This window comes from Spongiactinospora sp. TRM90649, assembly GCF_029382225.1.
Classification (GTDB): domain Bacteria; phylum Actinomycetota; class Actinomycetes; order Streptosporangiales; family Streptosporangiaceae; genus Spongiactinospora.
Window position 1 is genome coordinate 131,134 of the sequence record NZ_JARLTC010000021.1, and the last position, 26,073, is coordinate 157,206.

The following is a 26,073-nucleotide window of genomic DNA, read 5'->3' on the forward strand; positions in this document are numbered from 1 at the left end:
CGGGAGGCCCTCGGCCGATCCGGCCGGGTAGGTGCGCGCCACCTCCCCACTACCAGGTGGAGCGGCGACGGCGAGGTTGGCTTCCATCCCGCGTCGCAGGCGCGTGCCCCGGGCGGCACGGGCTGCGCGCCGTCTGATCCGGCCGCCTCCCCCTGCCGTAGGCTCACGGGTTGGTCAGAAGGACCTCTGCGCCTACCGGGATGAAATCCGCCGCGAGGAAGGCTCGGACGCTGGCCGCGTTGCCGGGGGCGATCTGGGCCCATAAAGGGCCGGGGACGAGGTGGCGGGCGGCTCGGGCGAGGGTGCGGCCGACGCCGTGGCCGCGGTGGGCCTCGTCGACCTCGACGGCGACCTCCCAGCGGCCCGCGACTCCGCGGCCGGTGAGGACGACGCCCTCCGGGCAGGTCCATACCCGGACGTCGTCGCGGTGGCGCAGGGCGCGGGCGACGCGGGGGTGGCCCGTCGGGGTGACCTCGGTGAGCGGGATCGGGGGTGGGCCGGGCAGCGGCGGGGCGAGGGCGAGCAGGTCCACTGTGCCGATCTCGCGGCCGGTCTTGTTCCCGAGGGCGTGCAGGAACGGCGGGCTCAGCGGGGCCGAGACGTCGTCCGGCGGCAGGAGGCCGTGGATCCAGGCGGGGTCGATATCGGCGAAGACCAGGTTGCGGCCGGTGAAGGCGATGACGCCGAAGTCGCGCGGCGAGGGCTGTGGCACGACAACCGTGCGGCCGGACGGTTCCGGCATCAGCCCATGTTCCACGTCCGCCAGCCAGTCGCCCAGAGCGCGCATTAGATGACCGCTTTCAGATATCCCACCGCTATTGCGCCGGAGCGGCGATTTCGCCTTCTAGATATAGCGCAATGGTGGCGAGGACGCGGCTGGTCACGGTGTGCGTGCCGTCCTCTTCGGTGTGCTCGGCTACTACGACGTAGCGGCACTGGCCGCTCGCCAGCCAGCCGGAGGCGGTGATCGCGACGATGGACCGCGCGTCGCCGGGGCGCATGCACAGCAACAGGCTGGGGCCGCGGAAGCCGAAGGCGATGCAGGGCAGCCCGGCCAGGGACGCGGGGTTCGCCCCGGCGAAGCGCAGCGGCGAGACCCGGCCCCGGTCGGCCGAGGCGGCCAGCTCGCGCATGGTGTGCCGGGTGCCGTGCGCGCTGACCGCGAGGACGCCGAACTCGGCGGCGCGGGCCCGCACGTCGGGGGGCGTCGCGGTGAGCGCGGCCTCCACCGAGGCCACGACCAGCCAGGCGGCCGGGTCGGCGTACAGGCACGCCGCGCGGCGCCCGGCCGTGGCCGGGTCGCCGGTGCGGGCCGTCCCGCTCCCCACCGTGCGCAGACCACCGGCGGGCAGGGCGTCAGCATGCACGGCGTTCTCCCGGGGTGAAGGCGAGGCCGGTGACGAAGCCGCCGAAGCCGAGGGTCAGGCTTAGGCCGGTGCCGGGGAGGACTGGGAGGGGGGTGGTGGTGGGGAGGGGGACGGGGAAACCGCCAAGCGGCTCGGCCAGGCCGGCGACTGGGGGGACCGTGCGCGCCCCGAGGGCCAGGATGAGGGCGATCGCCTCGATCGCGCCGGAGGCGCCCAGGGTGTGGCCGAACGCGCCCTTGGTGGCGAACGCGACCGGTCGTGGGCGGCAGCCCGCGAACAGGCGTGCCAGGGCGCGGGACTCGGCGTGATCGTTGGCGGGGGTGCCGGACCCGTGGGCGTTGACCACGGTCACCTCACCGGGCCGCAGGCCGCCCATCGCCAGGCAGCGGCGGGCGGCGAGGACGGCGCCAATGCCCGCCGGGTCGGGTGCGGTCAGGCCACCGCCGTCGTTGGCCGCGCCCGCGCCGTTCAGCACCGCGTACGGCCTGACGCCGCGCGCCCGCGCCGCGTCCTCGGGTTCGAGCACCACGAAGCCCGCCGCCTCGCCGAGCAGCGTGCCGTCGGCGCTGCGGTCGAAGGCGCGCAGCCGGGTCGGCGACATGGTGCCGAGCGCGGTGTGGGCGAGCCGTTTGACCGGGGTGAGCACGTCGGCCGCGCCGCAGACGCACACCTCGGCCGCGCCGGAGCGGACCAGCTCGAAGCCGACCGCGATCGCGTCCGCACCCGAGCAGCAGGCCGTGCCCACGGCCACCGGGGGACGGCGCAGCCCCGCGCGTACGCGCACGTCGGAGGCCCAGGCGTACAGGTCGCCGTCATCGTCGTCGAGGAGGGCGCCGAAGCCGGTGCCGAGGACCGCCAATGGGTCCTCGGGGGACGCGGCGTCGTCCAGGGCGCGGCACAGGGCGTCCGCCGCGATCGCCCGCTGGCGCTCGGACGGCCGGCGCTCAAGGGGCGGGGCGTCCAGCACGGCGGCGAGCGGGTTGCGCACCGGGTGCTCGGACGGCACCTCGCGGAAGCCGTCGTCGCCCGCCAGCAGCCGGTCCCACACCCCCGGCAGGTCGTCCCCCAGCGCGGTGGTCCACGCCATCCCGGTGACGCAGACGTTCGCCACTGCGGGACCGGTCGTCACCGGTCCTCCATCCGGGCGCGCAGCGCGGCGCGGAAGGTGTCGGGCAGCACGGCCGGCGCGCCGTCGCCCGCCCTGACCACGCCCAGCACCAGCCCGCCGGTGGCCAGCAGGGTCTCGCCCCCGGCCGCGCCGTTCTCCACCCGGTGGACGGTGCCGCTGACTCCGCAGGTCTCCCCCGCCACGTGGTCCACGTCGACGCGGACCACGAGCAGGTCGGGGAACCGCGCCGCGGCCCGGTAGGTCATGCGCAGCTCGGTCACCGCGGGCTCCAGCGCCCGCGCGCTCAGCAGGTGAGTGCCCACGCCCAGCTCCTCCAGGTTCTCCAGCAGCGCGGTCTCGATGAGCGAGGCGTAGCGGGTGAAGTGGACCACCCCCGCCGCGTCGGTGTCGACGTGCTCCACCCGGCGGCGCAGCGGGCGCAGTCCGCTCATTCCCGGCTCGCGAAGACGTTCACGCGTCGTCTCCCTGAAGCCGCCGGATCAAGTCGGCCAGATCGGCGACGGTCCGGAAGTTCTCCGGGACGAAATATTCGTCGTCGATTCGCACATTGAAGGCGTCCTCGCACTGGACCCGTAACTCGGTGAATCCGAGTGAATCGAGACCGTAGCGGTCGCGCAGGCTCTCATGAGGGTTGATGCGGCCGGTCGTCGTCTCGACGAACAATTCGGTCACCAAGATCTTGGTTATGGTGTCCTCGATTTCCATCCCACCTCCACGGTTCGCGAGCCGGCCGTCTCAATACGGTCAGCATGTACCGCTCAATGTCGTTCGTCAATTGCGCTGTCACGACAAGGACGGGAACGTTCGGAGGTCTTTCCCGGGAAATGGAAAGGTCGCATTACCGGGGTGATTTCGGCCGGTCAATCACCTGATGGAGAGGGCGAGGCCGCCGCCGGGGGCCTGGTCCGGCGGCGCCGCGCGGCGGCGGCCTCGCGAGGGGGGGAGGGGGGTCAGCGGCGGAACGGCCCGGTCACGCAGTAGGTGATGCCGCCCGAGGATGAGCCGGACGTGCCGCGCTGGGAGGAGAAGTACAGCCGGTCACCCGCCGGGGTGAAGGCCGGGCCGGTGATCTCGGAGGAGCTCTGGCCGCTGATCCGCAGGAAGACGGAGATCTTGTCGTCCGGGGTGATCAGGCAGATCTCCATGTTGCCGCCGTCCTCGGCCACGTACAGGTCGCCGAAGGTGGAGCCGGTGATGTTGTCCACGCCGGTCAACGGGGCCGGGCCGGGGTTGACCAGGTTGTCGTCGTAGGCGAGTTCGTAGGTGCCCGCCGCGAGGTTCACCTGCCAGACGCGGTTGTCGCCCTTGGTGGTGAACCAGACGGTATCGGAGGCGTAGTGGCAGCCCTCGCCGCCGTTGAATCGCTTGGCGCCGGAGACCTGGTTGCGGGTGGCGGTGGGCGAGCCGTCAGGGTCGGGCACGTTCGCCCAGGTGAAGGATCCGGAGGTGGCGGTGCTCGCGCGGAGCACCTGCAGGGTGCCGGAGGAGAGGTCGCCCCACGTGGTGGGCAGGAAGCGGTAGAAGCAGCCGTCGCTCATGTCCTCGGTGAGGTAGATGGCGCGGCGCACCGGGTCGCAGGCGGCGGCCTCGTGGTTGAACCGGCCCATCGCCGGGCGGACCACCGCCGTGCCGCCCGACCCGCTGAGCGGGTAGGTCTCCCAGACCCTGCCGGTGGGAACCTCTTCGCAGGAGAGCCAGGTGTTCCAGGGGGTCGCGCCGCCGGCGCAGTTGCGGTCGGTGCCGGACAGGATGCGATACGCCGAGGTGGCGGTGCCTGAGGAGTTGAATCGGATCGCCGACGCGCCGCCGGAGGGGGCGCCGAGCTCGGCGTTGGAGACGTAGATCCAGCCGCCCGCGCCGTCGGCGAAGCACGCGCCGCCGTCGGGTGCGCCGTGCCAGGTGTAGGAGGTTCCGGAGACGACCTGGCCCGAGCGGGCCACCACCTGGCTGGTGAAGCCAGCGGGCAGGCGGATGCCGTTGGCGTCGGCGGCCTGCAGCGCGCCGTAAGGGCCGGTGGCGTTCTGCGCGGGCGCGGCGAGCGCGCTCTCCCAGAGGCTTCCGCTGACGGCCAGAGCGCCGGCCCCGACCACGGAAGCGCGAAGTAACGTGCGGCGTTTCATCGGTGTTCCCTTTCCTCGCGGCGCGACCCGGCATCGCGCCACGCACAAGGTAGGCCGCTCGTTTGACCGGGGACCGGTCACGGGATGAACACCGGATGACTCCGGGGAGTATCGGAGGGCGCGGGGCCGCCCGCCGGGAAGGCCCGGGACGGTGGCGCGGTCGCCCTGTGTGACCGGGCTGCGTAGGAGATCCACCTCATACTGGGAAGTTGTCCATTATGAGGTGTCAGCGACCGCCATTAGGGTAACAAGCGGTATTCAGCAGACACCCCAGGAGCACTCTTGACCATCTCGACGGACGCCGGACGGCGGCGCATCGGAGACCTGCTCGGCTCCGGCGAGGAGCAGATCCTCCAGCGCTGGCGCCACATCTCCGAAGCACCAGCCGACGAACTCCGCGAAATGTACGCGGCCCTGCGCGCCGCGATGAGTCCCGCCCACGGCGACTTCAGCGACGTTCAGGGACTCCTCGCCGAGTTCTCCCGTTCGCGCGCCCGGCTGGAGCTCACCCCCTCCGAGACCTCCCGCGCCGTGTTCGCGCTGAAGGAGGCCGTGTACGAGACCGTGGAGGCCGATGGGGACTCGGACGCGCTCCGGGGCTTCATCTGGTTCTCCAAGCTCATCGACGATCTCGGGCTGTTCACCTTCGAGACCTACTCCGCCGCCCGCGAGAAGATCATCCGGGACCAGGCCGAGCAGTTGCTGGAGCTGTCCACCCCCGTGGTCAAGCTCTGGGAGGGCATCGTGGCCGTCCCGCTGATCGGCACGCTCGACTCCGCCAGGACCCAGGTCGTGATGGAGAAGCTGCTGCAGAAGCTGGTCGAGACCGGCGCCGAGCACGCGGTGATCGACATCACCGGCGTGCCCGCGGTCGACACCGAGGTCGCCCAGCACCTGCTCAAGACGGTCGCGGCGGCCCGCCTGATGGGCGCGGAGTGCTCGATCTCCGGCATCAGCCCGCAGATCGCGCACACCATCGTGACCCTGGGCATCGAGTTCGGCGACATCGTGACCAAGGCCACTCTGGCCGACGCGCTGGCCCACGCGCTGTGGCGCAGCGGCGTGCAGATACGCGACGAGCGCTCCACGCGGTTCAGATTCAAGGCGGAGACCACCTGATGGACCGGGTCCCCATCCTCAAACTCGGCGACACCCTGGTCGTCACCATCCAGATCGACCTGGAGGACCAGAGCGTCCTGGTCCTCCAGGAGGATCTGGCGGACGCCGTGGTGAACACCGGGGCGCGCGGTCTGATCATCGACATCACGGCCGTGGAGATCGTCGACTCCTTCATCGGCCGGATGCTGTCCACGATCGCGGCGGTGGTCCGCATGCTCGACGCGCAGACCGTGGTCGTCGGCATGCGCCCGGCGGTGGCGATCACCCTGGTGGAGCTGGGCCTCTCACTCGGCGGAGTGCGGACCGCGCTGGATCTGGAAAAGGGCCTCGCCCTGCTGGAGCAGCTCAGGGCCGACTCGCGGTGACCGGACCGACCGATGTGCCCATCGTCGAGAACGGCGACGTGGTGCTGGTAAGGCAGCGCGTCCGCGAGGCCGCGCTCGACCTGGGCCTGTCCCTGGTGGACCAGACCAAGGTGGTCACCGCGGCCAGCGAGCTGGCCAGGAACGCCCTGGTCTACGCCGGGGGCGGCCGGATGCGCCTGCACGTCGTCGACGAGGGGCGCAGGCGCGGCATCCGCCTTGAGTTCAGCGACGACGGGCCGGGCATCCCCGACATCGGCAAGGCCCTCACCGAGGGCTGGAGCAGCGGGCGCGGGCTCGGCCTGGGGCTCACCGGCTCCCGCCGGCTGATGGACGACTTCGACCTGGTGTCCACTCCAGGGAAGGGCACCGTCGTCACGGTGACCAAGTGGGCGCGATGACCGCGCAGTCCGGCACCTGGGTCTGGGCGGAGGAGCGCAGTGCCGTCGGCGCGCTGCGCAAGGCCGCCCTGGACCTCGCCAGGGCGGCGAAGTTCTCCGAGGTCCGCACCGAGCAACTGGTCATCGCGGTCAGCGAGGCCACCTCCAACCTGGTCAAGCACGCCGTCGAGGGGGTCGTCCTGGTCCGGCCGCACCCGGAGCGGCCCGACGTGATCGAGTATGTGTCGATCGACCGGGGCCCCGGTTTCGCCGACCTGGGGCGCGCCCTGCGCGACGGCTACTCCACCGCCGGCACCCTCGGCGTCGGGCTCGGCGCGATCTCCAGGCTGGCCTCCGGTTACGACATCTACTCCGTGCCCGGCAAGGGCACGGTGCTGACCATGCACTTCTCCCCCGACGACGTCCCCGTCTCGCCGCTGCGGGCCAGCGGCCTGACCCGGCCGATCGGCGAGGAGATGGTCTGCGGCGACGCCTACGCCGCCGTCGAGACCGACGACTTGATCACGGTGGCGCTCTGCGACGGGCTGGGGCACGGGCCCGCCGCCGCCGAGGCGTCCGCCGAGGCGATGGAGATCTTCCGCCGCGCCGCGCACCTGCCGCCCGGCGAGATCCTCACCCGCGTCCACGAGGGCATCGGACACACCCGTGGCGGCGCGCTGGCGATCGCCAGGATCGGCCGCGCGGCGGTGACCTACGCGGGCATCGGCAACGTCGCGGGGTGGATCATCAGCGAGGGCGCCCGGCGCGGCCTGACCTCGATGCCGGGCATCGCCGGGCACCAGAGCCGGACTCCGCGCGAGTTCGGCTACGACCTGCCGCGGAACGCGACGGTGGTCCTGCACTCCGACGGCCTGACCTCCCGCTGGAACCCGGCCACCGTCCCCGGGCTGTTCGCCCGCTCCCCCTCGGTCATCAGCGCCGCCCTGCTGCGCGAGGCCGGCAGCCGCAGGGACGACGCCTGCGTGGTCGCCGTGAAGGCGGCGTCATGAGCGAGGAGCTGCTGCGCGTACGGCTGACCGGCCACCAGGACGTCTTCGCCATCCGCCGGGTGGGCCGGGAGATCGCCGAACGGGTGGGGCTGCGCAGCCAGGACCAGATCCGGGTGGCGACCGCGCTGTCCGAGGTCGGCCGGGAGGCGTTCAGCGCCGACGGGAACACCTCGGTGATCTTCTCGGTGGACGACGACAACGTGATCATCACGGTGGACTACCCGCCCGCACTGGGCATCGGCGCCTCGGCGGGCGTGGTGCTGGCCGGGCGGCTCGTGGACCTCATCACCATCGACGAGGCGGTGGGACACATCACGATGACCAAGGGCCTGCCGTACAACCGGCCGGTGACGGACCCGAAGGTGCTGCGCGCCCAGCTCGCGCACCTCGCCCCGGTCACCGCGCTGGAGGAGCTCCGCGAGCAGAACCGGGAACTGGCGCAGACCCTGGAGGAGGTCCTGCGGCTCAACGCCGAGCTGGAGGAGACCAACCAGGGCGTGCTCGCGCTGTACAACCAGCTCTCCGCCGAGCTGGAGGAGACCAACCGGGGCGTCGTCGCGCTCTACGGCGAACTGGACGAGAAGTCCACCCGGCTGCGTGAGGCGAGCGACGCGCGCAAGCGATTCTGGGCCACGGTCAGCCACGAGCTGCGCACCCCGCTCAACTCGATCATCGGGCTGGTCCGGCTGATGCTGGGCCCCGGCGCCGAGCCGCTGGCGGAGGAGCAGATCCACCAGGTCAGCCTGATCGGGCGCTCGGGCGAGACGCTGCTCGGCCTCGTGGACGAGCTGCTGGACATGGCCAAGGCCGAGGCGGGACGCCTGGAGCCGCACGCGTCGCTGATCGACGTGGTGGCCCTCGCCGAGCAGCTCGCCTCGGTGATGCGGCCTTCTGCGGGCGGCGGCGAGGTCACCTTGGAGGTCGAGGTGACCGAGGCGGCACGGGAGATCGTCGCCGACGAGGTGATGCTGACCCGGATCCTGCGCAACCTGCTGTCCAACGCGCTGAAGTTCACCGAGCGGGGATCCGTGCGGCTGCTGGCCGACCTCGACACCGCGGCCGGCGAGGTGGTCTTCACCGTCGCCGACACCGGGATCGGCATCCCGGCGGCCAGGATCGAGCAGGTCTTCGAGGAGTTCTACCAGGTGCCGGGGCCGATCCAGGTCCGGGCCAAGGGCACCGGGCTCGGCCTGCCGTACGCGCGGCGCGTGGCCGAGGCGCTGGGCGGCGGGCTGGAGCTGCGCAGTGAGGAGGGCACCGGCACCACCGCGGTGCTGCGCCTGCCGCACGGGCTCGGCTCGCCGGAGATCGACCGGGTGCTCATCGCCGACGACGACGCCGACTTCCGCGCGCTGGCCGGGCGCATGCTGGCCGGGGTGGCGGCCAACGTGGACGAGGCCACCGACGGCGCCGAGGCGCTGGCGCTGATGCGGGCCAACCCGCCGGACGTGGTGCTGGTCGACCTGATGATGCCCCGCCTGGACGGCACCGCGCTGCGCCAGCACATGGCCGAGGACGAGACGCTGCGCGGCGTCCCCGTGGTCACGGTCACGCACGGCTCGCCGGAACAGTCCACCGACGCCATCCTGTCCAAGCGAGGGCTACGCCGCGACGTACTGCTCGCCGCGGTCCGCGCCGCGCTGGACGGCCGGAATGCCTGACCCGAGGGCCACCGTGCTGGTGGTGGACGACACCCAGACCAAGCGCTACATCCTGTCGAGCTGGCTGCGCCGCGCCGGTCACCAGGTCGTCGAGGCGTCCGGGGGCGAGGAGGCGCTCACCAGGGTGGCCGAGCTGCGGCCCGACCTGGTGGTGCTCGACGTCCGGCTGCCCGACATCGACGGCTTCGAGGTGTGCGAGCGGATCAAGGCCGATCCGGGCACCTCCTCGACACCCGTCATCCAGATCTCCGGCAAGGCCGTCACGCCCGCCGACCGCACCGAGGGGCTGGAGCGCGGCGCCGACGCCTACCTGTCCGAGCCGGTGGAGCCGCAGGAGTTCACCGCCACCGTCGAGGCGACGCTGCGCTACTACCGGGCGCGGCAGCGGGCCGAGCTGATGGCCGCCCGCCTGGCCCGGCTCGCCGAGATCTCCTTGAAGATCAACGAGGCGGAGACCTTCGACCACCTGCTGCACGTGGCCGTGGTGGGCGCGGCGGGGCTGCTGGAACGCCACACCGAGGTGCTGGCGCTGCCGCCCGACGGCCGGCTCCGCAGCTACGGCGCGCACCCCGGCCGCACCGCGATCGCCAAGATGACCGTGCCGGACTCGCTCAACCGGTTCCGCAAGCTGGACGCCACCGACCAGGCGGGCATCACCACGATCACGCTCGACCCAGCCGACTGGCCGGCCGCGACCGGGGCCGACCCCACCGTCGCCGGGTGGGGCATCCTGTGCCGCACCAAGCAGGGCAGGCCGCCCGTCTACCTGGGCGTGCGGACGCAGGCGCCGCTCGACTCCGACGAGGTCAACCTGCTGCGCCAGCTCGGCCAGGCGCTGGCGCTGGCCGTGGACGCGCTGCGGGTGTTCACCGAGGAGCACACCATCGCGCTCACCCTGCAGCGCAGCCTGCTGCCCAGGCGCCTGCCCGAGGTGCCCGGCCTGTCGTTCGCGGTGCGGTACCAGCCCGCCGCGGACAACGTGGAGATCGGCGGCGACTTCTACGAGGTGCTGCCGCTGGGCGACCGGCTGCTGGTGGCGATAGGAGACGTGGCGGGCCACTCGCTGTACGCGGCGACCGTGATGGCCGAGCTGCGGCACGCGCTGCGCGCGTCGATCATCGGCTCGGCCGACCTCGCCCGCACGCTCACGCTGCTGAACAAGGTCCTACTCCGCTACCACCCGGGGATGACGGCGACCGTCTGCCTGCTGGTCATCGACCCGGCCACCGGCGAGGTGGAGCTGGCCAACGCCGGGCACATCCCGCCGCTGCTGGTGAACGGCGAAACCGAGTACCACCGGTTCGGCAACCTGCTGCTCGGCGTCGCGGACGAGGAGTACCGGGTGGACCGCATCCACCTGGCGCCGGGCGGCAGCATCGTGCTGTTCACCGATGGGCTGGTCGAGGACCCCGCCACGCCGCTGGACGAGAACCTGGAGGTGGTCAGGAAGCTGTCGGAGTCGATCGACGACGACCTCGACGGCTTCTGCGACCGGCTCGCGCGGCGGTTCGGCCCGCGGACGGACGACGTCGCGCTGGTGGCCCTGCGGCGGCCTCAGCGCTGACCGGGGACGGCCCGGCGGTCGAACCGCATCGTCACGGTGGTGCCGGCCGTACCGGTGTCCAGGTCGAGGACGGAGGCCATCCGGCGGGCCACCCACAGTCCCATGCCCCGGGTGGGGAACGGCCCGGGGGCGGCCTGCCCTGCCGGGGAGGGCCGCCACGCGCCGTCGTCGTGGACCTGGACGACCAGGTGACCGTCCTCGTCCCAGACGCGGACGCTCGCGGTCTCCGCGCCGTGCGTGACCGCGTTGGTGGTCACCTCGTTGACCGCCAGCACGAACCCGGCGATCCAGTCGTCGCCCATGCCGAGCCGCCGGGCGAAGCCACCGGCGAGATCGCGTACGGCGGCCAGCCCCGATAACCCGAAGGCCATCAGGGATCGCGCGGAAACGGGCGGATGGCCGCTCTCCTTCACAGAACCCGCCTCACCTGGGAATCCACCTCAGCACGCCGCCCGCGGTCAGGCACGGCCGAGTACGGCACGTTTCGCGTGAGAGCCCGTCCGCCACCTTAGGGGAACCTCTCGGCCCCGCTCCAGCCCCATGCGTACACCCGGTGTACGGTCCTCGGTCGATTTACGTATGGCTACCGATAGCCTTACGGATTTTTCTGAGCGGGGTCACCCCTTAGCGTCATGCGGCACAGGGCGAAGCGGGTCGATCACCCCCCATGACCTTCGACGCCCTGCAAACATCCTTCACCCCCCGTTTCCCGTTACCGCACCGCCGGGCGACCCCCGGCGGTGCGGTGGCCGCTGGCCGCCGATCGGCGGCCTGGCCTGGGAGAGCCGAAAGGACAACAGCACGTGAAACGCAGAACCTTAGTCGCGGCGGCGCTCGGCGCCGCCGTGGTCGCGTCGACGGCGCTACCGGCGTCGTCGGCCCTCGCGGCCCCACCAGGGGCCAAGCCCACCACCGCGCGGATCACCAAGTCCGCGGCCGACCCCAAGTCGCTCGCCGCGGCCGTCGCCGACCAGGCGGTCTCCGCCAGGGTCGATGAACTGCGCCGGGGTCCCAGCGAGGAGTACCGCCGCCTGAACGTCACACCGGGCGCCGGCGGCATGTACTTCGTGGCGTACGAGCGCACCTACAAGGGACTTCCCGTGGTCGGCGGCGACGCCGTCGTCGTGACGGACTCCGCCGGCAACGTGCGCGACACCACCGCCGCCTCCGGGCCGAGCCCGGACAACGTGCCGACCAAGGCGAAGATCGACGCCGCGCAGGCGCTGAAGACCGCCAAGACCAGGCTGAGCAGGGTCGACGACAGCGCCGCCCCGCGCCTGGTCGTCCTGGCGTGGGACAAGCCGACGCTGGTCTGGGAGGCCGTGGTCTCCGGCGTCGCCAAGGACAAGCCGAGCAAGCAGCACGTCTTCGTGGACGCGAAGTCGGGCAAGATCGTCGACTCCTACGACGAGGTCCGGGCCGGCACCGGCAACAGCCGCTACAACGGCAATTCGGTGACCATCGACACCAGCGGCTCGGGCAGCTCGTACTCGATGACGGACACGACCCGGCCGGGCATCAGCTGCGGCGGCCAGGGCGGCACCGCCTACACCGGAACGGACGACTCCTGGGGCACCGGCTCGGGTACCAACCTGGAGACCGCCTGCGTCGACGCCCTGTTCGGCGTGCAGAAGGAATGGAACATGCTGCGCGACTGGCTGGGTCGCAACGGCATCAACGGAAGCGGTCGCGGCTTCCCCGCTCGCGTCGGCCTGAACGAGGTCAACGCGTACTGGAACGGCAGCTACACCAACTTCGGGCACAACCAGGCCAACTCCCTGCAGGCCACCCCCATCGACGTGGTGGCGCACGAGTACGGCCACGCGATCTTCCAGACCACGCCCGGTGGCGCCGGTTCCGGCAACGAGAACGGCGGTATCAACGAGGGCACCGGTGACATCTTCGGCGCCCTGACCGAGCACTACGTCAACCACCCGGCCACCTACGACGAGCCCGACTACCTCGTCGGCGAAGAGGTCAACCTGGTCGGCCGGGGCCCGATCCGCAACATGTACAATCCGAGCCTGGTGGGCAACGACCCGAACTGCTACTCGTCGCAGATCCCGAACACCGAGGTCCACGCGGCGGCCGGCCCGCTGAACCACTGGTTCTACCTGCTGGCCGAGGGCAGCAGCCCCGGCGGTGGCAAGCCGAACAGCCCGATCTGCTCCGGTGGCCCGTCCTCGGTGACCGGAATCGGCATCCAGAAGGCCGGCAAGATCTTCATGGGCGCGCTCAACCGCAAGACGTCGAGCTGGCGGTACGTCAACGTCCGCTCCGCCTCGATGGCCGCGGTCGTCGAGCTGTACGGCGCCAACAGCGCGGAGTGCAACGCCACCAAGGCCGCGTGGTCCGCCGTGGCCGTGCCGACCCAGTCCGGAGAGCCGGCCTGTGGCACCCCCGGCAACGACTGGAGCATCGGGCTGAACCCGGCCTCCGGCACCGCGCAGCCGGGCAACTCCATCTCCACCACGGTCACCACCCAGACCGTCTCCGGCAGCCCGCAGTCGGTGACCTTCGCCGCCTCCAACGTGCCCAGCGGCGTCTCGGTGTCCTTCAACCCGACCACGGTGACCTCGGGCGCCAACTCGACCATGACGGTCAACGTCGGCGCCAACGTCTCGCCCGGCCCCTACCAGATCACCGTCAACGGCGCGGGCAACCCCGTGCACAGCGTGGTCTTCAACCTCCAGGTCGGCGACGGCGGCCCCGGCGGCAACGATCCTCCGGACGTCAGCCTCAGCAACGTCAAGGCTCACCTGACCCAGTTCGGCTCGATCGCCAGCAGCAACGGCGGCAACCGCCGTTCCACCGGCGCCGGCTACACCGCCTCGGTGACCTATGTCGAGAACAAGCTGCGCGCGGCGGGTTACACCGTCGTCCGCCAGCCCTGCACCTCGGGCTGCACCGCCGGCTCGGGTCCCAACCTGATCGCCGACTGGCCCGGTGGTGACGAGAACCAGACCATCATGGCCGGCGCCCACCTCGACGGCGTCTCGGCCGGACCCGGCATCAACGACAACGCGTCCGGTTCCAGCGCCCTGCTGGAGGTCGCGCTCACCCTGGCCGCGCAGCGGCCCACCCTGTCCAAGCACGTGCGCTTCGGCTGGTGGACCGACGAGGAGCAGGGCCTGAACGGCTCGCGCTTCTACGTCAACTCGCTGAGCTCCACCGAGCGCGCCAAGATCAAGATCTACCACAACTACGACATGGTGGGCTCGCGCAACGGCGGCTACTTCATCAACAACATCAGCACCGCCGCCGCGGCCGACCTGCGGGCCTTCTACACCGCGCTCAGCCTCGCACCCGAGGAGAACGTCGAGGGCGCCAACCGCTCCGACGACGCCTCCTTCCGCAACGCCGGCATCGCCACCTCCGGTGTCGCGGCGGGCGCGAGCGCCATCAAGAGCCAGGCGCAGGCCAGCAAGTGGGGCGGCACCGCGAACGCGGCGTACGACTCCTGCTACCACTCGGCGTGCGACACCACCAGCAACATCAACGACACGATCCTGGACCGGGCGTCCGACGCGGCGGCCTACGCGATCTGGAAGTACGCCGTCGGCGGCCCCTCGCCCGACCGCAACTTCACGGTCTCGCTGAACCCGTCGTCCGGCAGTGTCAACCCGGGCCAGCAGGCCACCGCCACGGTCAACACCCAGACCACCTCCGGCACGGCCCAGACGGTGAACCTGTCGGCCACCGGCCTGCCCAGCGGCGCCACGGCGAACTTCAACCCGCCGTCGGTGACCTCCGGCAACTCCTCCAGCCTGACCATCTCGACCTCGTCCACCACCCCGCCCGGCACGTACAACGTGACCGTCACGGGCACCGGCGAGACCACCACGCGCACGGCGACCTACGCGCTGACCGTGCAGGGTGACACCGGTGGCAGGACCTTCACCAACGACACCAACTACATGATCTACGACTACGGCACGGTGCAGAGCCCGATCAACTCCACGGCGACGGGCGCCGCCTCGTCCCCGGTCCGGGTGAGCATCTCGATCAACCACACCTGCGCCGAGGACCTGGACATCCTGCTCCGCGGGCCGAACGGTCAGTGGTACGCGGTGGACCGCTACGGCGGCACGAGCTGCACGCCGTACGGCACCCGCACCTACTCCGTGCCGGTCAGCCAGCAGGCACGTGGCCAGTGGCTCCTGTACATCCAGGACGTGTACCCCGGTGACACCGGTTACCTGGACTCCTGGAGCGTAACCGTCTAAGAGGAAGGGGGATCCCCGCCCCGGCCGGTGACAGCGTGCTTGCCCCAGTGCGCTGCCACCGGCCGGGACCTTGCCGGATCGGGGTCTAGTCGGGCGGACGCACCTCACCGCGCGACCGGACGCCGAGCTTGCGAAGGACGCTCGCCACGTGGGTGTCCACCGTTCGCCGGGACAGGAACAGCACCTCGGCGATCTCCCTGTTCGTCCGGCCGAGCCCGACCAGCCTGGCCACTTCCCGCTCTCTCGGAGAAAGGGCGTTCCCCTTGCTCTTCTTCACCCTCGGCGGCGGACTGCCCGCGCCGATCTCGCGCAGGGTGCGACGACACCGCGCCGCGTCGTGGGTGGCTCCGAGCCCGGCGAAGCGCTCCGCCGCACCCCCCAGCAGCTCCGCCGCGCCCGGCCGGTCGCCGAGCCCGATCAGCGCCGTGGCCTCGGCCTCCGCCGTCCGCGCCGCGGTGAACGGCTTGGGCATCGCCTCGCAGCCCGCCCGCGCGGCCCCGAACAGCCGCGCGGCCTCCGCGAAGTCGCCTCCGTCGTACGCCAGGGTGCCGCGCGCGAATTCCAGCGCGGCCATCGCCGACGGCGCGGTACGGCCCGCCAGCCCCTCGGCGAACTCGTCCACGAGGCGGCGCGCGTCGGCCTGCCAGCCCGCCCGCAGCAGCGCCGCCACCGCGGAGGGCACCAGGTGATCGCCCCAGACCCAGACGCCCTTGCGGCGCAGCCTGGACACCGCGCGGTCGACCTCGGCCAGCGCGTCCTGCAGGGAGTCGCGGGTCAGGTACAGCTCGACGAGCCCGCCGGAGGCCACGCACATGACCGGCAGGAACCCCGACTCCTCGTCGCGCAGCCCGGCCGCCAGGAAGTGCCCCTCGGCCTCCTCCCACTCGCCGCGCGCCGAGGACAGCATGCCGAGGACCAGCCGGGCGTCCACCGCGAGCAGCGGCGTCTCCCTGGTCAGCTCGACCACGGCGGCGGCCCTCTCGCGCAGCCCCTCCCACTGGCCGCACAGCCAGTCCAGCCGCAGCTTGGACACCTCGAACAGGTAGACCGGGTAGAGCGCGCCGGACTCCTCCGCGATGCGCCTGCCCTCCCCGGCGAACCGCCGCGCCTCGGTGTAGTGCCCGAGCGCGATGGCCGCGTCGTACAGGTTGGAATAGGCGCGGGCGGTCTGGCGGCGCACCGCCGCCGAGGGATCGCCGCCCGGCAGGGTCGCGACCAGGTCGAACGCCTCGGGCGCCCCCACCAGCATGGCGAAGGCCACCTTGTTGCCGTGGACGGCCGCGGCCTGCTCCGGGTCGCCCGCGGTGGCCACCAGCTTCTCGGCGCGCTCCATCCACTCGGAGTGCACGGTCAGCGACTCCTCGCCCCAGGACGGCATGGCCAGCAGGGCCAGGCCGCGCGCCGCGATCGCGGGACGGTGGTCCAGATCGACGAGGGCCGCCTGGATCTCCTTGCGTCCCTCCGCGACCGCGCCGCCCTGGTTGCTGAGCAGCACGCCCAGGTTGATCCGCGCCTCGCCGCGCACCTGGCGGGACAGGGTCTCGTCGACCAGCAGGTGGCGGAGCAGCCGGACCACCCTGCGGTGCGAGAGCCCGACGGCGGCGACCCGGCTGAGCCGCAGGACCAGCGAGCCCCGCGCGGAGGAGGGCAGCTCCGGGTCGGCGAGCATGCCCTCCAGCACCTCGACGGCGATCGGCATGTCGCCGACGGAGGCGGCGTGGGCGGCGGCGGCCGTGCCGTACCGCTGCCACGCCTCGAACTCGCCCGCGCGGCGGGCGTGGAAGGCGAGCTGGACCAGGGGCGGCGGATCCAGGGGGGCGAGCGCGGCCATCGCCCGCTCGTGCCGCAGCCGCCGGTCGGGGCCGGGGGTCGAGTCGTAGACGGCCTGCTGGGCGAGGGTGTGGCGGAAGCCGTACCGGCCTTCGCGGTACTCGTGCAGCACGCCCGCCTTCAGCGCCTCGCGCAGCCCGGTGCCGGAGGTGACGCCGCCGACGGCGGCGATCAGCGCCTCGCCCGCGGGGACGCGCAGCACCGCCGCCGCACGCACCGCGCTGAGCGCGGGCGGGGACAGGCCGGCCAGCCGTTCGGCGATCGCCTCGCGAAGCAGCAGGGGCACCGCCATGCCGTCCAGGGCGTCGGGCCCGGCGTCGGCGGCGAACGGGGCGCCCTCGCCGTCCTGCAACGACCGCAGGACCTCCTCGATCACGAACGGGATGCCCGCCGTGCGCTCCTGCAGTTTGTGCACGAAGCCGGTGTTCAGATCGGATCGGCCGAGCAGTGCCCCGGCGAGCTTGCCGACGTCGTCGGCGCCCAGCGGGCGCAGCGCGATGACCCCGCTGCGGGTGCCGGGGGGACGCCGGTAGGCGCGCCCGAACGGCAGGCCGGGCACCGGAAGGTCCTCCCGCCGGTAGGTGACGATCATCGCCAGGCCGTCGGGAGGTTCGTCGGTCAGGAAACGCAGCAGGTCCCGGGTGCCGTCGTCGGCCCAGTGCAGGTCCTCGATCACCAGGACGGCCGGCGCGATCGCCGCCAGCAGCGCGTGCACCGCCCGGAACAGGCGGTGCCGCTCGGCCCTGGCGTCGTCGAGCGGTTGCAGCGACGGCGGCAGTTCTCCGGACAATTCCGGCAAATACTCACGCAATGCCCCGATTACCGGGTTAAGCGCACGATCTGACAATCCCGACACGTGTCTCAACGCGTCGAATACAGGACCGTAAGGGAACGGCTCCCGGATCTGGTGGCAGTGTCCGAGCAGCACGGTGCGCTCCTCGGCGGGAAGGCCCCCGATGGCCGCGTGAACGAGACGCGTCTTACCGATCCCCGCCTCGCCTTCCAGCAGCGCCACGGCCGGCGGCAAGGTGATGACGTCCATGAGCGCGGTGAGTTCCGCGTCACGGCCGACGAGAACGGAAGCGGCGACACTCGCCATCGGCGGCTCCGATATGGTCAGAACAGATCTGGATTACGGGGCCCCCTCCCGGTTTACTGTTATCCACTACCTTCCGTCCATCGGTCAACCCTCTGGGCTACATCTAGGTCACCAGGAGAAGGGCCAGACCGCCGAGGGTATAGCCGACCATGAGTAGGAACAACGGAATCTGCCGCGAAACCGCCTGACCAGCCGAAAACAGACGTAGGGCTCGATCGTGCGCGGCAATCACTCCCAACACATGCCCTACGATGATCGCGATCACCTGCACCGTGGCGATCGTGGCGGGGGTCACCACAGTGTCGTCGGGTTTCGCGTCGACGCCCAGGGCCAGGATGACCGCCCGCTGTCCGTCGATCACCAGGAGCGAGAAGTAGTGCGCGACCAGGTAGCCCACCGCGACCGGGACCAGCGAGTGCGCGAACTCCGTGGTCCGTCCCGCGCACACCAGGTACAACCCGGCCACGACGCCGATCGTGCCGAGCAGGCCCAGCGTTCCTGTTAGGGTTGGCCCGAGTGATCCACTCTGCAGCAGATCCGCCCACGCCGGGGCGCTCGACAGCCCGTCATAAGCGGTGCCACCGAGCAGCACGCACACCGTCGCCACCAGGCCACGTTCACCCGGCAGCGCGGAAAGTCCGCTGAACGGCCCGCGCAGCACCAGGCGTCCGTCCGACCGGCGGCCCAGCGGCGAGAGCGCGCCCGCCAGCGCGGAGTAGACCTCGAAGGCGTCGGCCCGGTCCAGCCAGGCCGTGCCGTACACCGCGACCCCGGCCAGGTGCGCCACGGTGTAGACCGCGCCGAAGACCATCAGGGTGGACGTCGCGGCGGGCTCCGGCCAGACCAGCTCCATCCAGGTGAACGCCAGCAGCCCGGCCGTCGCGGGCAGCAGGCCGAGGCGCTCCGGCAGCGGCCGGGGCGGACGCCGCCACATCGCCCGCACCAGCGGCACGACCGTGCGCAACGGGTTGACCAGCCGCCATACCGGCCCGAAGACCAGCGAGACCGGCGCCAGCCCGACCCAGAACACGATGTAGACCAGCCAGGGCGCCGGATTGCGCGCCGGGTCGGCGGGCCCGGCGACCAGAAACCACGTGATCATGGCCGCCGCCGCCAGGCCGCCCGCCCGCAGCACCCCGCGAACCGCGCGCGAGTCCGCCGCCCGCTCCAGGAACGGCACCGGCCGCCCGGCCGCCGCGCCCCGGAACCTCGGTTCCCGCCACAGCACGGCCAGGCCGAGGAACGACACGAACAGCGCGGCCAGCGCGGCGGCGAAGGCGTAGAAGACCGGAATCGGCAGGTCGATCCGCGTGCCGATGCCGTGCGCGAGAACCTCCACCGATCACCGCACCGCGAGCTGGGTCAGCAGGAGCCCCGACTCATGGGTCTCCACCTCGAACACGCCCGTGCGGTCCGCGACGAACGTGACGGTCAGCGGCTTCCCGGGGACGAGCTTCCCTCCCACGTCGAACCCGTGCACATGGACCTCGTCGGCCCGGTCGGAGGTCACCGACAGGCTCACCCGCTCCCCCACCTTCACCTCAAGGCGGCCGGGCGGCGGCGCGACCCGGCCGTCCCGCACGGCGATGTTCGCCAGCGGCAGCTCCTCCCCGGCCGGTCCGGACGCCGTCGCGTGCGACGACCCCGGCGGGTGGTGCCCCTCGGAGATCGGCCCGCAGGCCGCCGTCAGCGCGACGGCCAGCAGCGCCATGGCGACCGTCCGCGTTCCGCCCAGGCAGATCACGCCGGGGCCTCCGCCGTCCTTGTAGGTTCCCGGTGGGCCAGCACGACGACCGCCCACAGCACCCACACCACCGACACCAGCCCGCGGATCCAGCCGGGACCGAGCGGCAGCAGCGGCAACATCAGCACCGCCTTGTCGAAGGCGTCCACCAGGGCCAGCGCCCCGACGGCCACCGTCGTCCAGCCGAAGGCCGCCCGCGACCGCCGCAGCGCCAGCCCCGCGGCCACCCACCCGGCACCGGTCAGCACCAGCGCCACGGCGGGCAGCACGGTGTGGTCGTACGCCACGGCGGGCACGTCCAGCGCCAGCCCGGCGAGCACGGCGACCGCGCCGAGCGTCCCGAGGACCGACCCGCGCAGCCGGCGCCACCACAGCAACCCGGTCACCAGCCCGAGGAACACCGACAGCCCGAGGGTCACCTGCACGTCCACCCGGCCGAGCCCCGTGGCCCCGAACCAGTCGCACCCGGCGGGCACCCGCGCCTCCCGCGCGTTGTACTCCGCGCAGACCATCAGCTTGGCCAGCTTGACCGGCTCGCCGAGCACGCGCCCGGTCGCGGGCCCGGCCAGTTCGCCCGGACGGCTCCCGCAGACCGGCACCGTGGCCGGGCTGGTCGTGACGGCGTCGGCCTGCCAGCAGTTGGCCGTGCCCTGCCCGTCCCACCACAGATCGGCCTCGTTCGGCCGGCGCTCCCCCGAAGGGCTCACACCGAGCCGGTTGCCGATGTACGCGTTGTGGTGCGAGGTGTCGAACATCTTGGCGAGGTCCTCCTCGCCGCGCAAGAACGCCGGGGCGCCGAACAACTGGAAGGCGGCCCGCTCGTGGCCGTGGATCCAGTTGCCGGAGAAGACGTTGTAGTTGCCCCCGGCGGTCAGGATGCCGGTGCCCGGCGCGGTGCCGATCTGCGGGCACACGACGCCCTGCTCGTAGCCGCGCTCGGCGGGCGGCTTGGCGCAGGTGCCGTCGCGGATGTACTTGACGTAGTCGGCGTTGTTGTCGCGGATGTCGTTGCGCTCGAACTTGGCGTGGTTCTGCGGCAGGCCCGGGTGGCCGGGGAAGAGGCTGTCCATCGCGACGCCGGACATGTTCTCGTAGAACTCGTTGTCGTGCGCCCAGACGGAGTCGCCCGCCGTCCCCGAGTAGCCGGTCATGTTGTGGTGGCTCTTGCAGCCGGTGATCTCGATCGCGTAGCGCCGCACGTCGTGGCCGCGGTCGTCGTTGAGGTCGGAGGCGCTGCCGGGGTAGATGCCGGAGTCGCCGTTGCCGTACGACTCGCAGTCCTTGTAGAGGCCGTGGTCGGAGGCGAAGGTGAGGAAGCCGTACTCGTCGTTCCACCGGGTGAGCACCCGGTCGATCACGAACCCGTCGGTGGCCAGCACGTACAGCGAGTTGAACGTGGTCCGCTGCGCGGTGAAGTTGCGGAAGTAGACGCCGTCGCTCGTGTCCGCCCTGATGGCGTTGAGCTTGCGGTACCGCGCGTCGATGATCACATCCTGTGGGGCGGCCCCGGTGCCCTCGATCTGCAGGTCGCGCACGCCCATGATGGCGACCAGGTTCTGGTTGTGCGGGCACTGCCGCTGCTGTTCGAAGGAGAGGATCTGGTAGCCCAGGTCGGACCAGCGCGCCTGGAGCCTCCTGCACGCCTCGGCGGGCTCGGCCAGGCTCGGCTCCTCCAGGTAGGTGCCCGGCAGGATCCGGATGATCGACCCGGGTCCGCGGACCTGGTCCACCGCCTCCTGGAGGTGGCGGTATCCCTTGGCCGCGCAGCGTTCGAAGAGCTCCAGGTTGCGCGCCTTGAGATCGGCGGGGAAGACCGCCACGCGGCGCTCGAAGTCCGCCCTGTCGGTCTTGCAGACCAATAACTCCGGGCCCTGCGTGCGGAACACGGGGACGCTCCCCGAGCCGTCGGGGAAGGCGACCGGGCGTTCTTCGTGGGCCAGTGCGGTGGAGGCGGACAGGAGGAGGACGGCGGCTGTGAGGGTGGCAACGGCGGCGGACGCGAGTCTCCTCGACCAAGGCATGCCGCAAAGGTAAATGTGACGCGACCTCACGTCTGCCCCTCGATGCGCAAGTGTGACCTCAAAGCGGCCCGCGATGGCGCCGAATTTCTCCGCGCCGGTCAGGCATGTTCATGAATCAGCCCCGGCCGCCCCTGGCGCGGCCGAATCGGCACACCGTCATCACGGAGGGACATGACGCCACCGAGATCGGGCTTCTGAATCATTCTGAATCATCATGCATCGGGGATGGCCCGTCTGGGCGCCAGCACGCCCGGCTGACAGGGCGAAGCGAAGGAGATGTCCGGTCTGCTACTGGTTTGACATCATCGACTCAACCTGATTGAGTGCTACATCATTTGGAATCACGCTAAATCAGGTAATCCAATGATGCTTGATTGGGGCAACGCCACGGGGGGCTCGGTGAAAGACGGAAGCGGTGGCGACGGCGCGGTCCATCTGACCAAGCGTCAGCGACTCGCCACCGAGCTGCGGCGGCTCCGCGACCTCGCCGGGATCTCCGGACGCGACCTGGCGCACCGGATCGGCATCAGCCAGTCCAAGGTGTCGCGGATCGAGTCGGGCACCGTCATTCCGTCGATGCCCGAGGTGACCGCGTGGGCGCAGGCCGTGGCGGCGTCCACCCAGACCCGCGAGTGGCTGGGCGACCTTACCGAGTCGGCGTTCACCGAGGTGCACACCTGGCGGACGGCACTGCAGCGGCAGGCACACCTGCAGGACGACATCCGGGACCAGGAGGATCAGGCGCAGATCGTGCGCGTGTTCCAGCCCACCCTGGTTCCGGGTCTCCTGCAGACCGCGGAGTACGCCAGGCGGGTCTTTTCGCTATTCGACCCGCCGTACTCCGAGAGCGACCTCGCCATGGCCGTCGCGGCGCGCCTGCAACGCCAGCTCGCGCTTTATGAGGAAAGCCGGCGTTTCGAATTCCTCATCACCGAGGCCGCGCTCAGGTGCCGGCCGGGACCGGTCAAACTGTTGCTCGCACAATTGGACCGGCTGGGCTCATTGAGCACCCTGGAGAACATCTCCATCGGACTGATACCGCACAACCGGGAAGCTGTGGTCTGCCCCGCGCACGGGTTCACCGTCTACATCGGCGACGAGAGCGCCGAGGACACCTTCGTGGAGGTCGAGACGACCCACGTACGGCTGAACGCGAACGACGCCGAGGACGTCGCCATCTACGACCGCCAGTGGTCGCTGCTGAGCGGAACGGCGATCTTCGACGAGGAGGCCGCGGAGTTCCTCGCGGCCCTGCGCGCCGAGATTCGCGGTGCCTCGTCTTGACCGCCGTGACCAGGCAGGAAAGTCCGCCCGCCACCCACCCCGCAGCGCGGGTGGGCAGGTGGCAGGCGTGGTCCCCCGCTGATCTCAAGTGCGGATCACCTCGTCCCGTCGAACTCCCCGGCGTGGACGCATGCGATGAAAGCCGCCCATTCCTGGCCGCTGAAGTGGAGCACCGGCCCTCCCGGGTCCTTCGAGTCGCGCACCGAAACCCCCTCGTCGCGCATCGAGACCTCGACACACCCGCCACCGTTGTCACTGGCGGTGGCCTTGAACCATACGGCGCCCTGTCGCCGCTTTTCCTGTGCGGTACCCATCGGTTTTCCCCTTCCCTTGTGGGATCTAATGCGGGGGTCCTTGTGTCGCCCGCTCTGGAAATGAGGATCGAATATCGCGCCGGGCGGTGGCCTGTAGATCGAGAAGGAGCGGGCGATGCGGTTTCGATTGTTGAGTGAAGTCGATGCTCATCGGGAGGGGGTATGGGTACATCTCGGTGATCGAAAGCAACGACTGCTGCTGGCCGTCCTGCTCCTCGCCGAGGCCCGGCCGGTCTCCATCGACGAGTTGATCGGCAGTCTCTGGGACGACGAGCCGATCAAGAGCGCGCGCAAGGTCATCCACCACTACGCGAGCGACCTGCGCCGCCACCTGGGCAAGACCGGTTCCGGGACCTTCCTGCTACCCGAAGGCAAGGGCGGGCTCTACCGGGTCCTGGCCGGGCGTGACGAGGTGGACGTGCACCGGTTCCGCGACCAGGCTCGGGAGGGGCGGTCGCTGCTGCACCGCGACGACGAGCGGGCCGTGCGGGCGCTGCGGGCGGCGCTGCGCGAGTGGCTGCCCCCTCGGGCGCGGGAGTGGGACTCCGGCCGCGCGCCGGTGGGCGACCCGCTGACGGGCCTGACCGGCCGCTGGGCGGCGGCAGAGCGGCGCAGCCTGCTCGCCGAGCACCGGGCCACGCTGATCTCGTGCCTGGGCGCGGAGCTGCGGCTCGGCCTGCACGAGCAGCTCATCCCCGAACTGGGCGAGCTGGCCGACGCCGAGGCGCCGGACGAGCAGATCACCGGGCTGCTGATGCTCGCCTACCACCGGGCGGGGCTGCGCGAGGACGCGCTCGCCGCCTTCTCGGCCTACCGGGCGCGGCTGGCGGACGCGACCGGGGCAGGTCCCGGTCCCGAACTCGAAGGGTTACGCGGGCGGATCATCCGCCAGGATCCGGACCTCCTGCTGGAGCGTGATTCAGCGGGATTCATCGAGATGTCCGCTGATTCCCCGCAGGGGATCACCTATCCGGTCGGCTGAGGCCGCCCGTGTCCGCGCCCGGAACGCGCGGCGATAGTCGCCGGGCGCGACGCCTAGCCGCTCGGCGAAGTGCCGCCGCAGGTTGGCCGGCGACCCCAGCCCGCTGCGCTCGGCCACCTGGTCGATCGGCAGGTCGGTGGCCTCCAGCAGGTCACGCGCCCGGATCACTCTCCGGGCGAGCAGCCAGCGCAGCGGGGTCGTCCCGGTGGCGGCCAGGAAGCGCCGGGCGAAGGTCCGTGGGCTCATCCCGGCCCTTCGCGCCAGCGCGGCGACGGTCAGCGGGCGGTCGAGGCGTTCGGTGATCCAGTCCAGCAGCGGGCCGAGCGCGTCGCCGTCGGTCTTCGGCACGGCCACCTCGACGTACTGGGCCTGGCCGCCCGGCCGGTGGGCGGGGGCGACCATGCGGCGCGCGAGCTGGTTGGCGACGTGCGCGCCGAGGTCGGTGCGCACCACGTGCAGGCACAGGTCCAGGCCCGCCGTACGGCCGGCGCTGGTCAGCACGTCGCCCTCGTCCACGTAGAGCACCGAGTCGTCCACCTGGACCCGGGGGTGCCGCCGTCGCAGCAGGTCGGCGTACATCCAGTGGGTGGCGGCGCGCCTGCCGTCCAGCAGGCCGGCGGCGGCGAGCGCGAACGCGCCGGTGCACAGCGAGACCATGCGCGCCCCCGCCCGCGCCGCCGCGCTCAGAGCCTCCACCAGTTCGGCGGGCACCGGCCGCCCGTCCATGACGCACGCGTACGGCAGCGCGGGCACGATCACCGTGGCCGCCTCCGCGACGGCGTCCAGCCCGGCGACCGTGCGCACCTGGAACCCGAACTCGGAGCGGGCCGGAGTGGCGGCGCAGATCCGCAGGTCGTACCACGGGTCGGCCAGGTCCGGCCGGGGCGGGCCGAACACCTCGCAGGCGATGCCCAGCTCGAACAGCGGCATGTCGTCGATCACGGCGAGGGCGACGGTGTGTGCGAGGGGGCGTGCGGCCATGCTCCGCACTCTAGGGCCGCCGGTGGCAGAAAGCGTGCGTATATCGGCCTTTCTGCCACTCGTGTAGGTCTCGGGGCGGCTGACATGGTGGACCGCGAACGAATCCCCTGTCCGTTATGGAGCACTCATGACCGCTTCAACTGATTCCAGTGCGCACAGCGCCGCCCGTGACGTGCCGTGGCCGGTGGTCGAGCTGCGGCGGTACACCCTGCACCCGGGCGCCCGCGAGACGATGATCGACCTGTTCGACCGGGAGCTGGTGGAGACCCAGGAGGAGACCGGCATGCGGATCCTCGGGCAGTTCCGCGACGAGGACGACCCCGACCGGTTCGTCTGGATGCGGGCCTTCCCGGACATGGCCCGGCGTACCGAGTCGCTGACCGCCTTCTACGTGAACGGCCCCACATGGCGGGTCCACGGCCCGGCGGCCGGCGCCACCATGGTGGACTCCTCCGACGCGCTGCTGCTGCGCCCGGTGGGCGGGAGCCTGCCGCTGGCCGCCGCCCGCGCGGCGGTGGGGGACGCGGGCGTGCCGGGGAGGCGGATGGCGGCGGCGATCTGCCACCGCGACCGTCCGGTGGACGCCGGGTTCGTACGGGCCTTCGAGGATCGGGTGCGGCCCGCGCTGGCCGCCGCCGGGGCGGCCCCGCTGGCCTGGTTCGAGACCGAGAGCGCGCCCAACACGTTCCCGCGCCTGCCGGTGCGGACGGACACGCACGTCTTCGTGTGGTTCACCGCGTGGCCCGATGACCGTCTCCCGGCCGAGTGGCACGAGGTGGTGGAGACGGAGCTGAGCGCCCGCCTGACCGGGCCGCCGGAGGTGCTGCGGCTGTCCCCGACGGCCCGGTCCCTGCTGCGCTGACACGCCCGTACGGGGGCC

General features: G+C 71.7%; 23 protein-coding genes. 10 read left to right on the forward strand and 13 right to left on the reverse strand.

Annotated features, from left to right (window positions below; all coding sequences use genetic code 11):
• Window positions 1–163 precede the first annotated feature (163 nt).
• From P3X83_RS24425 to P3X83_RS24450, 6 genes are all read right to left on the reverse strand, one after another.
• The gene (locus tag P3X83_RS24425; protein ID WP_277307521.1) at window positions 164–742 is read right to left on the reverse strand and encodes a GNAT family N-acetyltransferase; all 579 of its coding nucleotides are present in this window, start codon (window positions 740–742) and stop codon (window positions 164–166) included.
• 73 nt (window positions 743–815) lie between these two features.
• Complete coding sequence (locus P3X83_RS24430; protein ID WP_277307522.1) at window positions 816–1,367, reverse strand: beta-ketoacyl synthase N-terminal-like domain-containing protein; 552 nt, start codon at window positions 1,365–1,367, stop codon at window positions 816–818.
• On the reverse strand, window positions 1,357–2,496 hold the full coding sequence (locus P3X83_RS24435; protein WP_277307523.1) for a beta-ketoacyl synthase N-terminal-like domain-containing protein: 1,140 nt from the start codon (window positions 2,494–2,496) through the stop codon (window positions 1,357–1,359). The genes P3X83_RS24430 and P3X83_RS24435 overlap by 11 nt, the downstream gene beginning before the upstream one ends.
• Window positions 2,493–2,927 (reverse strand): thioesterase family protein, encoded by a 435-nt coding sequence (locus P3X83_RS24440; RefSeq protein WP_277307524.1) that lies wholly within the window; start codon window positions 2,925–2,927, stop codon window positions 2,493–2,495. The genes P3X83_RS24435 and P3X83_RS24440 overlap by 4 nt, the downstream gene beginning before the upstream one ends.
• A gap of 19 nt (window positions 2,928–2,946) precedes the next feature.
• A complete protein-coding gene (locus tag P3X83_RS24445; RefSeq protein ID WP_277307525.1) occupies window positions 2,947–3,201 on the reverse strand; it encodes an acyl carrier protein in 255 nt (84 codons plus the stop codon).
• Window positions 3,202–3,446: 245 nt separating this feature from the next.
• A complete protein-coding gene (locus P3X83_RS24450) occupies window positions 3,447–4,616 on the reverse strand; it encodes an alkaline phosphatase PhoX (protein WP_277307526.1) in 1,170 nt (389 codons plus the stop codon).
• A gap of 282 nt (window positions 4,617–4,898) precedes the next feature.
• Between P3X83_RS24450 and P3X83_RS24455 the strand changes: the two genes are divergently transcribed.
• From P3X83_RS24455 to P3X83_RS24480, 6 genes are read left to right on the forward strand one after another with little or no spacing between them, the layout of a single operon-like run.
• Window positions 4,899–5,735, forward strand: coding sequence for an STAS domain-containing protein (locus tag P3X83_RS24455; protein WP_277307527.1), 837 nt, complete (start codon window positions 4,899–4,901; stop codon window positions 5,733–5,735).
• Window positions 5,735–6,100, forward strand: a complete 366-nt coding sequence (locus P3X83_RS24460; protein WP_277307528.1) for an STAS domain-containing protein — start codon at window positions 5,735–5,737, stop codon at window positions 6,098–6,100. Before P3X83_RS24455 ends, P3X83_RS24460 begins: the two co-directional genes overlap by 1 nt.
• Window positions 6,097–6,498, forward strand: coding sequence for an anti-sigma regulatory factor (locus tag P3X83_RS24465; RefSeq protein WP_277307529.1), 402 nt, complete (start codon window positions 6,097–6,099; stop codon window positions 6,496–6,498). The genes P3X83_RS24460 and P3X83_RS24465 overlap by 4 nt, the downstream gene beginning before the upstream one ends.
• Window positions 6,495–7,487: an ATP-binding protein gene (locus P3X83_RS24470; protein ID WP_277307605.1), complete on the forward strand. Its 993-nt coding sequence runs from the start codon at window positions 6,495–6,497 to the stop codon at window positions 7,485–7,487. The genes P3X83_RS24465 and P3X83_RS24470 overlap by 4 nt, the downstream gene beginning before the upstream one ends.
• Entirely contained in the window at window positions 7,484–9,148 is a 1,665-nt protein-coding gene (locus P3X83_RS24475) for an ATP-binding protein (RefSeq protein WP_277307530.1), read from the forward strand. Before P3X83_RS24470 ends, P3X83_RS24475 begins: the two co-directional genes overlap by 4 nt.
• Window positions 9,141–10,712, forward strand: coding sequence for a fused response regulator/phosphatase (locus tag P3X83_RS24480; protein ID WP_277307531.1), 1,572 nt, complete (start codon window positions 9,141–9,143; stop codon window positions 10,710–10,712). The genes P3X83_RS24475 and P3X83_RS24480 overlap by 8 nt, the downstream gene beginning before the upstream one ends.
• Here the strand turns inward: P3X83_RS24480 and P3X83_RS24485 are convergent.
• Entirely contained in the window at window positions 10,703–11,083 is a 381-nt protein-coding gene (locus P3X83_RS24485; protein ID WP_277307532.1) for an ATP-binding protein, read from the reverse strand. The two genes, P3X83_RS24480 and P3X83_RS24485, sit on opposite strands and share 10 nt — an antisense overlap.
• A 432-nt stretch (window positions 11,084–11,515) precedes the next feature.
• On the opposite strand from P3X83_RS24485, the gene P3X83_RS24490 reads away from it, so the two are divergent.
• Window positions 11,516–14,938, forward strand: a complete 3,423-nt coding sequence (locus tag P3X83_RS24490; RefSeq protein WP_277307533.1) for a M28 family peptidase — start codon at window positions 11,516–11,518, stop codon at window positions 14,936–14,938.
• A gap of 85 nt (window positions 14,939–15,023) precedes the next feature.
• On the opposite strand, the gene P3X83_RS24495 is transcribed toward P3X83_RS24490, so the two are convergent.
• The 4 genes from P3X83_RS24495 to P3X83_RS24510 form a co-directional block, all read right to left on the reverse strand.
• Window positions 15,024–17,867 carry a LuxR family transcriptional regulator gene (locus tag P3X83_RS24495; protein WP_277307534.1) on the reverse strand — a complete coding sequence of 948 codons (2,844 nt, stop codon included), beginning with the start codon at window positions 17,865–17,867 and terminating at the stop codon, window positions 15,024–15,026.
• Window positions 17,868–17,970: 103 nt separating this feature from the next.
• Complete coding sequence (locus P3X83_RS24500; protein ID WP_277307535.1) at window positions 17,971–19,206, reverse strand: hypothetical protein; 1,236 nt, start codon at window positions 19,204–19,206, stop codon at window positions 17,971–17,973.
• Between the two features lie 3 nt (window positions 19,207–19,209).
• Window positions 19,210–19,611, reverse strand: coding sequence for a hypothetical protein (locus P3X83_RS24505; protein ID WP_277307536.1), 402 nt, complete (start codon window positions 19,609–19,611; stop codon window positions 19,210–19,212).
• A complete protein-coding gene (locus tag P3X83_RS24510; protein WP_277307537.1) occupies window positions 19,608–21,632 on the reverse strand; it encodes a right-handed parallel beta-helix repeat-containing protein in 2,025 nt (674 codons plus the stop codon). Before P3X83_RS24510 ends, P3X83_RS24505 begins: the two co-directional genes overlap by 4 nt.
• A 399-nt stretch (window positions 21,633–22,031) precedes the next feature.
• Here P3X83_RS24510 and P3X83_RS24515 point away from each other — a divergent pair, with 399 nt between their 5' ends.
• Window positions 22,032–22,916, forward strand: coding sequence for a helix-turn-helix transcriptional regulator (locus P3X83_RS24515; protein WP_277307538.1), 885 nt, complete (start codon window positions 22,032–22,034; stop codon window positions 22,914–22,916).
• A 95-nt stretch (window positions 22,917–23,011) separates the two neighbouring features.
• Here P3X83_RS24515 and P3X83_RS24520 read toward each other — a convergent pair whose 3' ends face one another.
• Window positions 23,012–23,230: a DUF397 domain-containing protein gene (locus tag P3X83_RS24520; RefSeq protein ID WP_277307539.1), complete on the reverse strand. Its 219-nt coding sequence runs from the start codon at window positions 23,228–23,230 to the stop codon at window positions 23,012–23,014.
• Between the two features lie 115 nt (window positions 23,231–23,345).
• On the opposite strand from P3X83_RS24520, the gene P3X83_RS24525 reads away from it, so the two are divergent.
• Window positions 23,346–24,212, forward strand: coding sequence for a BTAD domain-containing putative transcriptional regulator (locus P3X83_RS24525; protein ID WP_277307540.1), 867 nt, complete (start codon window positions 23,346–23,348; stop codon window positions 24,210–24,212).
• Here the strand turns inward: P3X83_RS24525 and P3X83_RS24530 are convergent.
• A complete protein-coding gene (locus P3X83_RS24530) occupies window positions 24,150–25,193 on the reverse strand; it encodes a helix-turn-helix domain-containing protein (protein ID WP_277307541.1) in 1,044 nt (347 codons plus the stop codon). The genes P3X83_RS24525 and P3X83_RS24530 overlap by 63 nt on opposite strands.
• A 127-nt stretch (window positions 25,194–25,320) precedes the next feature.
• On the opposite strand from P3X83_RS24530, the gene P3X83_RS24535 reads away from it, so the two are divergent.
• A complete protein-coding gene (locus tag P3X83_RS24535) occupies window positions 25,321–26,055 on the forward strand; it encodes an NIPSNAP family protein (RefSeq protein WP_277307542.1) in 735 nt (244 codons plus the stop codon).
• Window positions 26,056–26,073 lie beyond the last annotated feature (18 nt).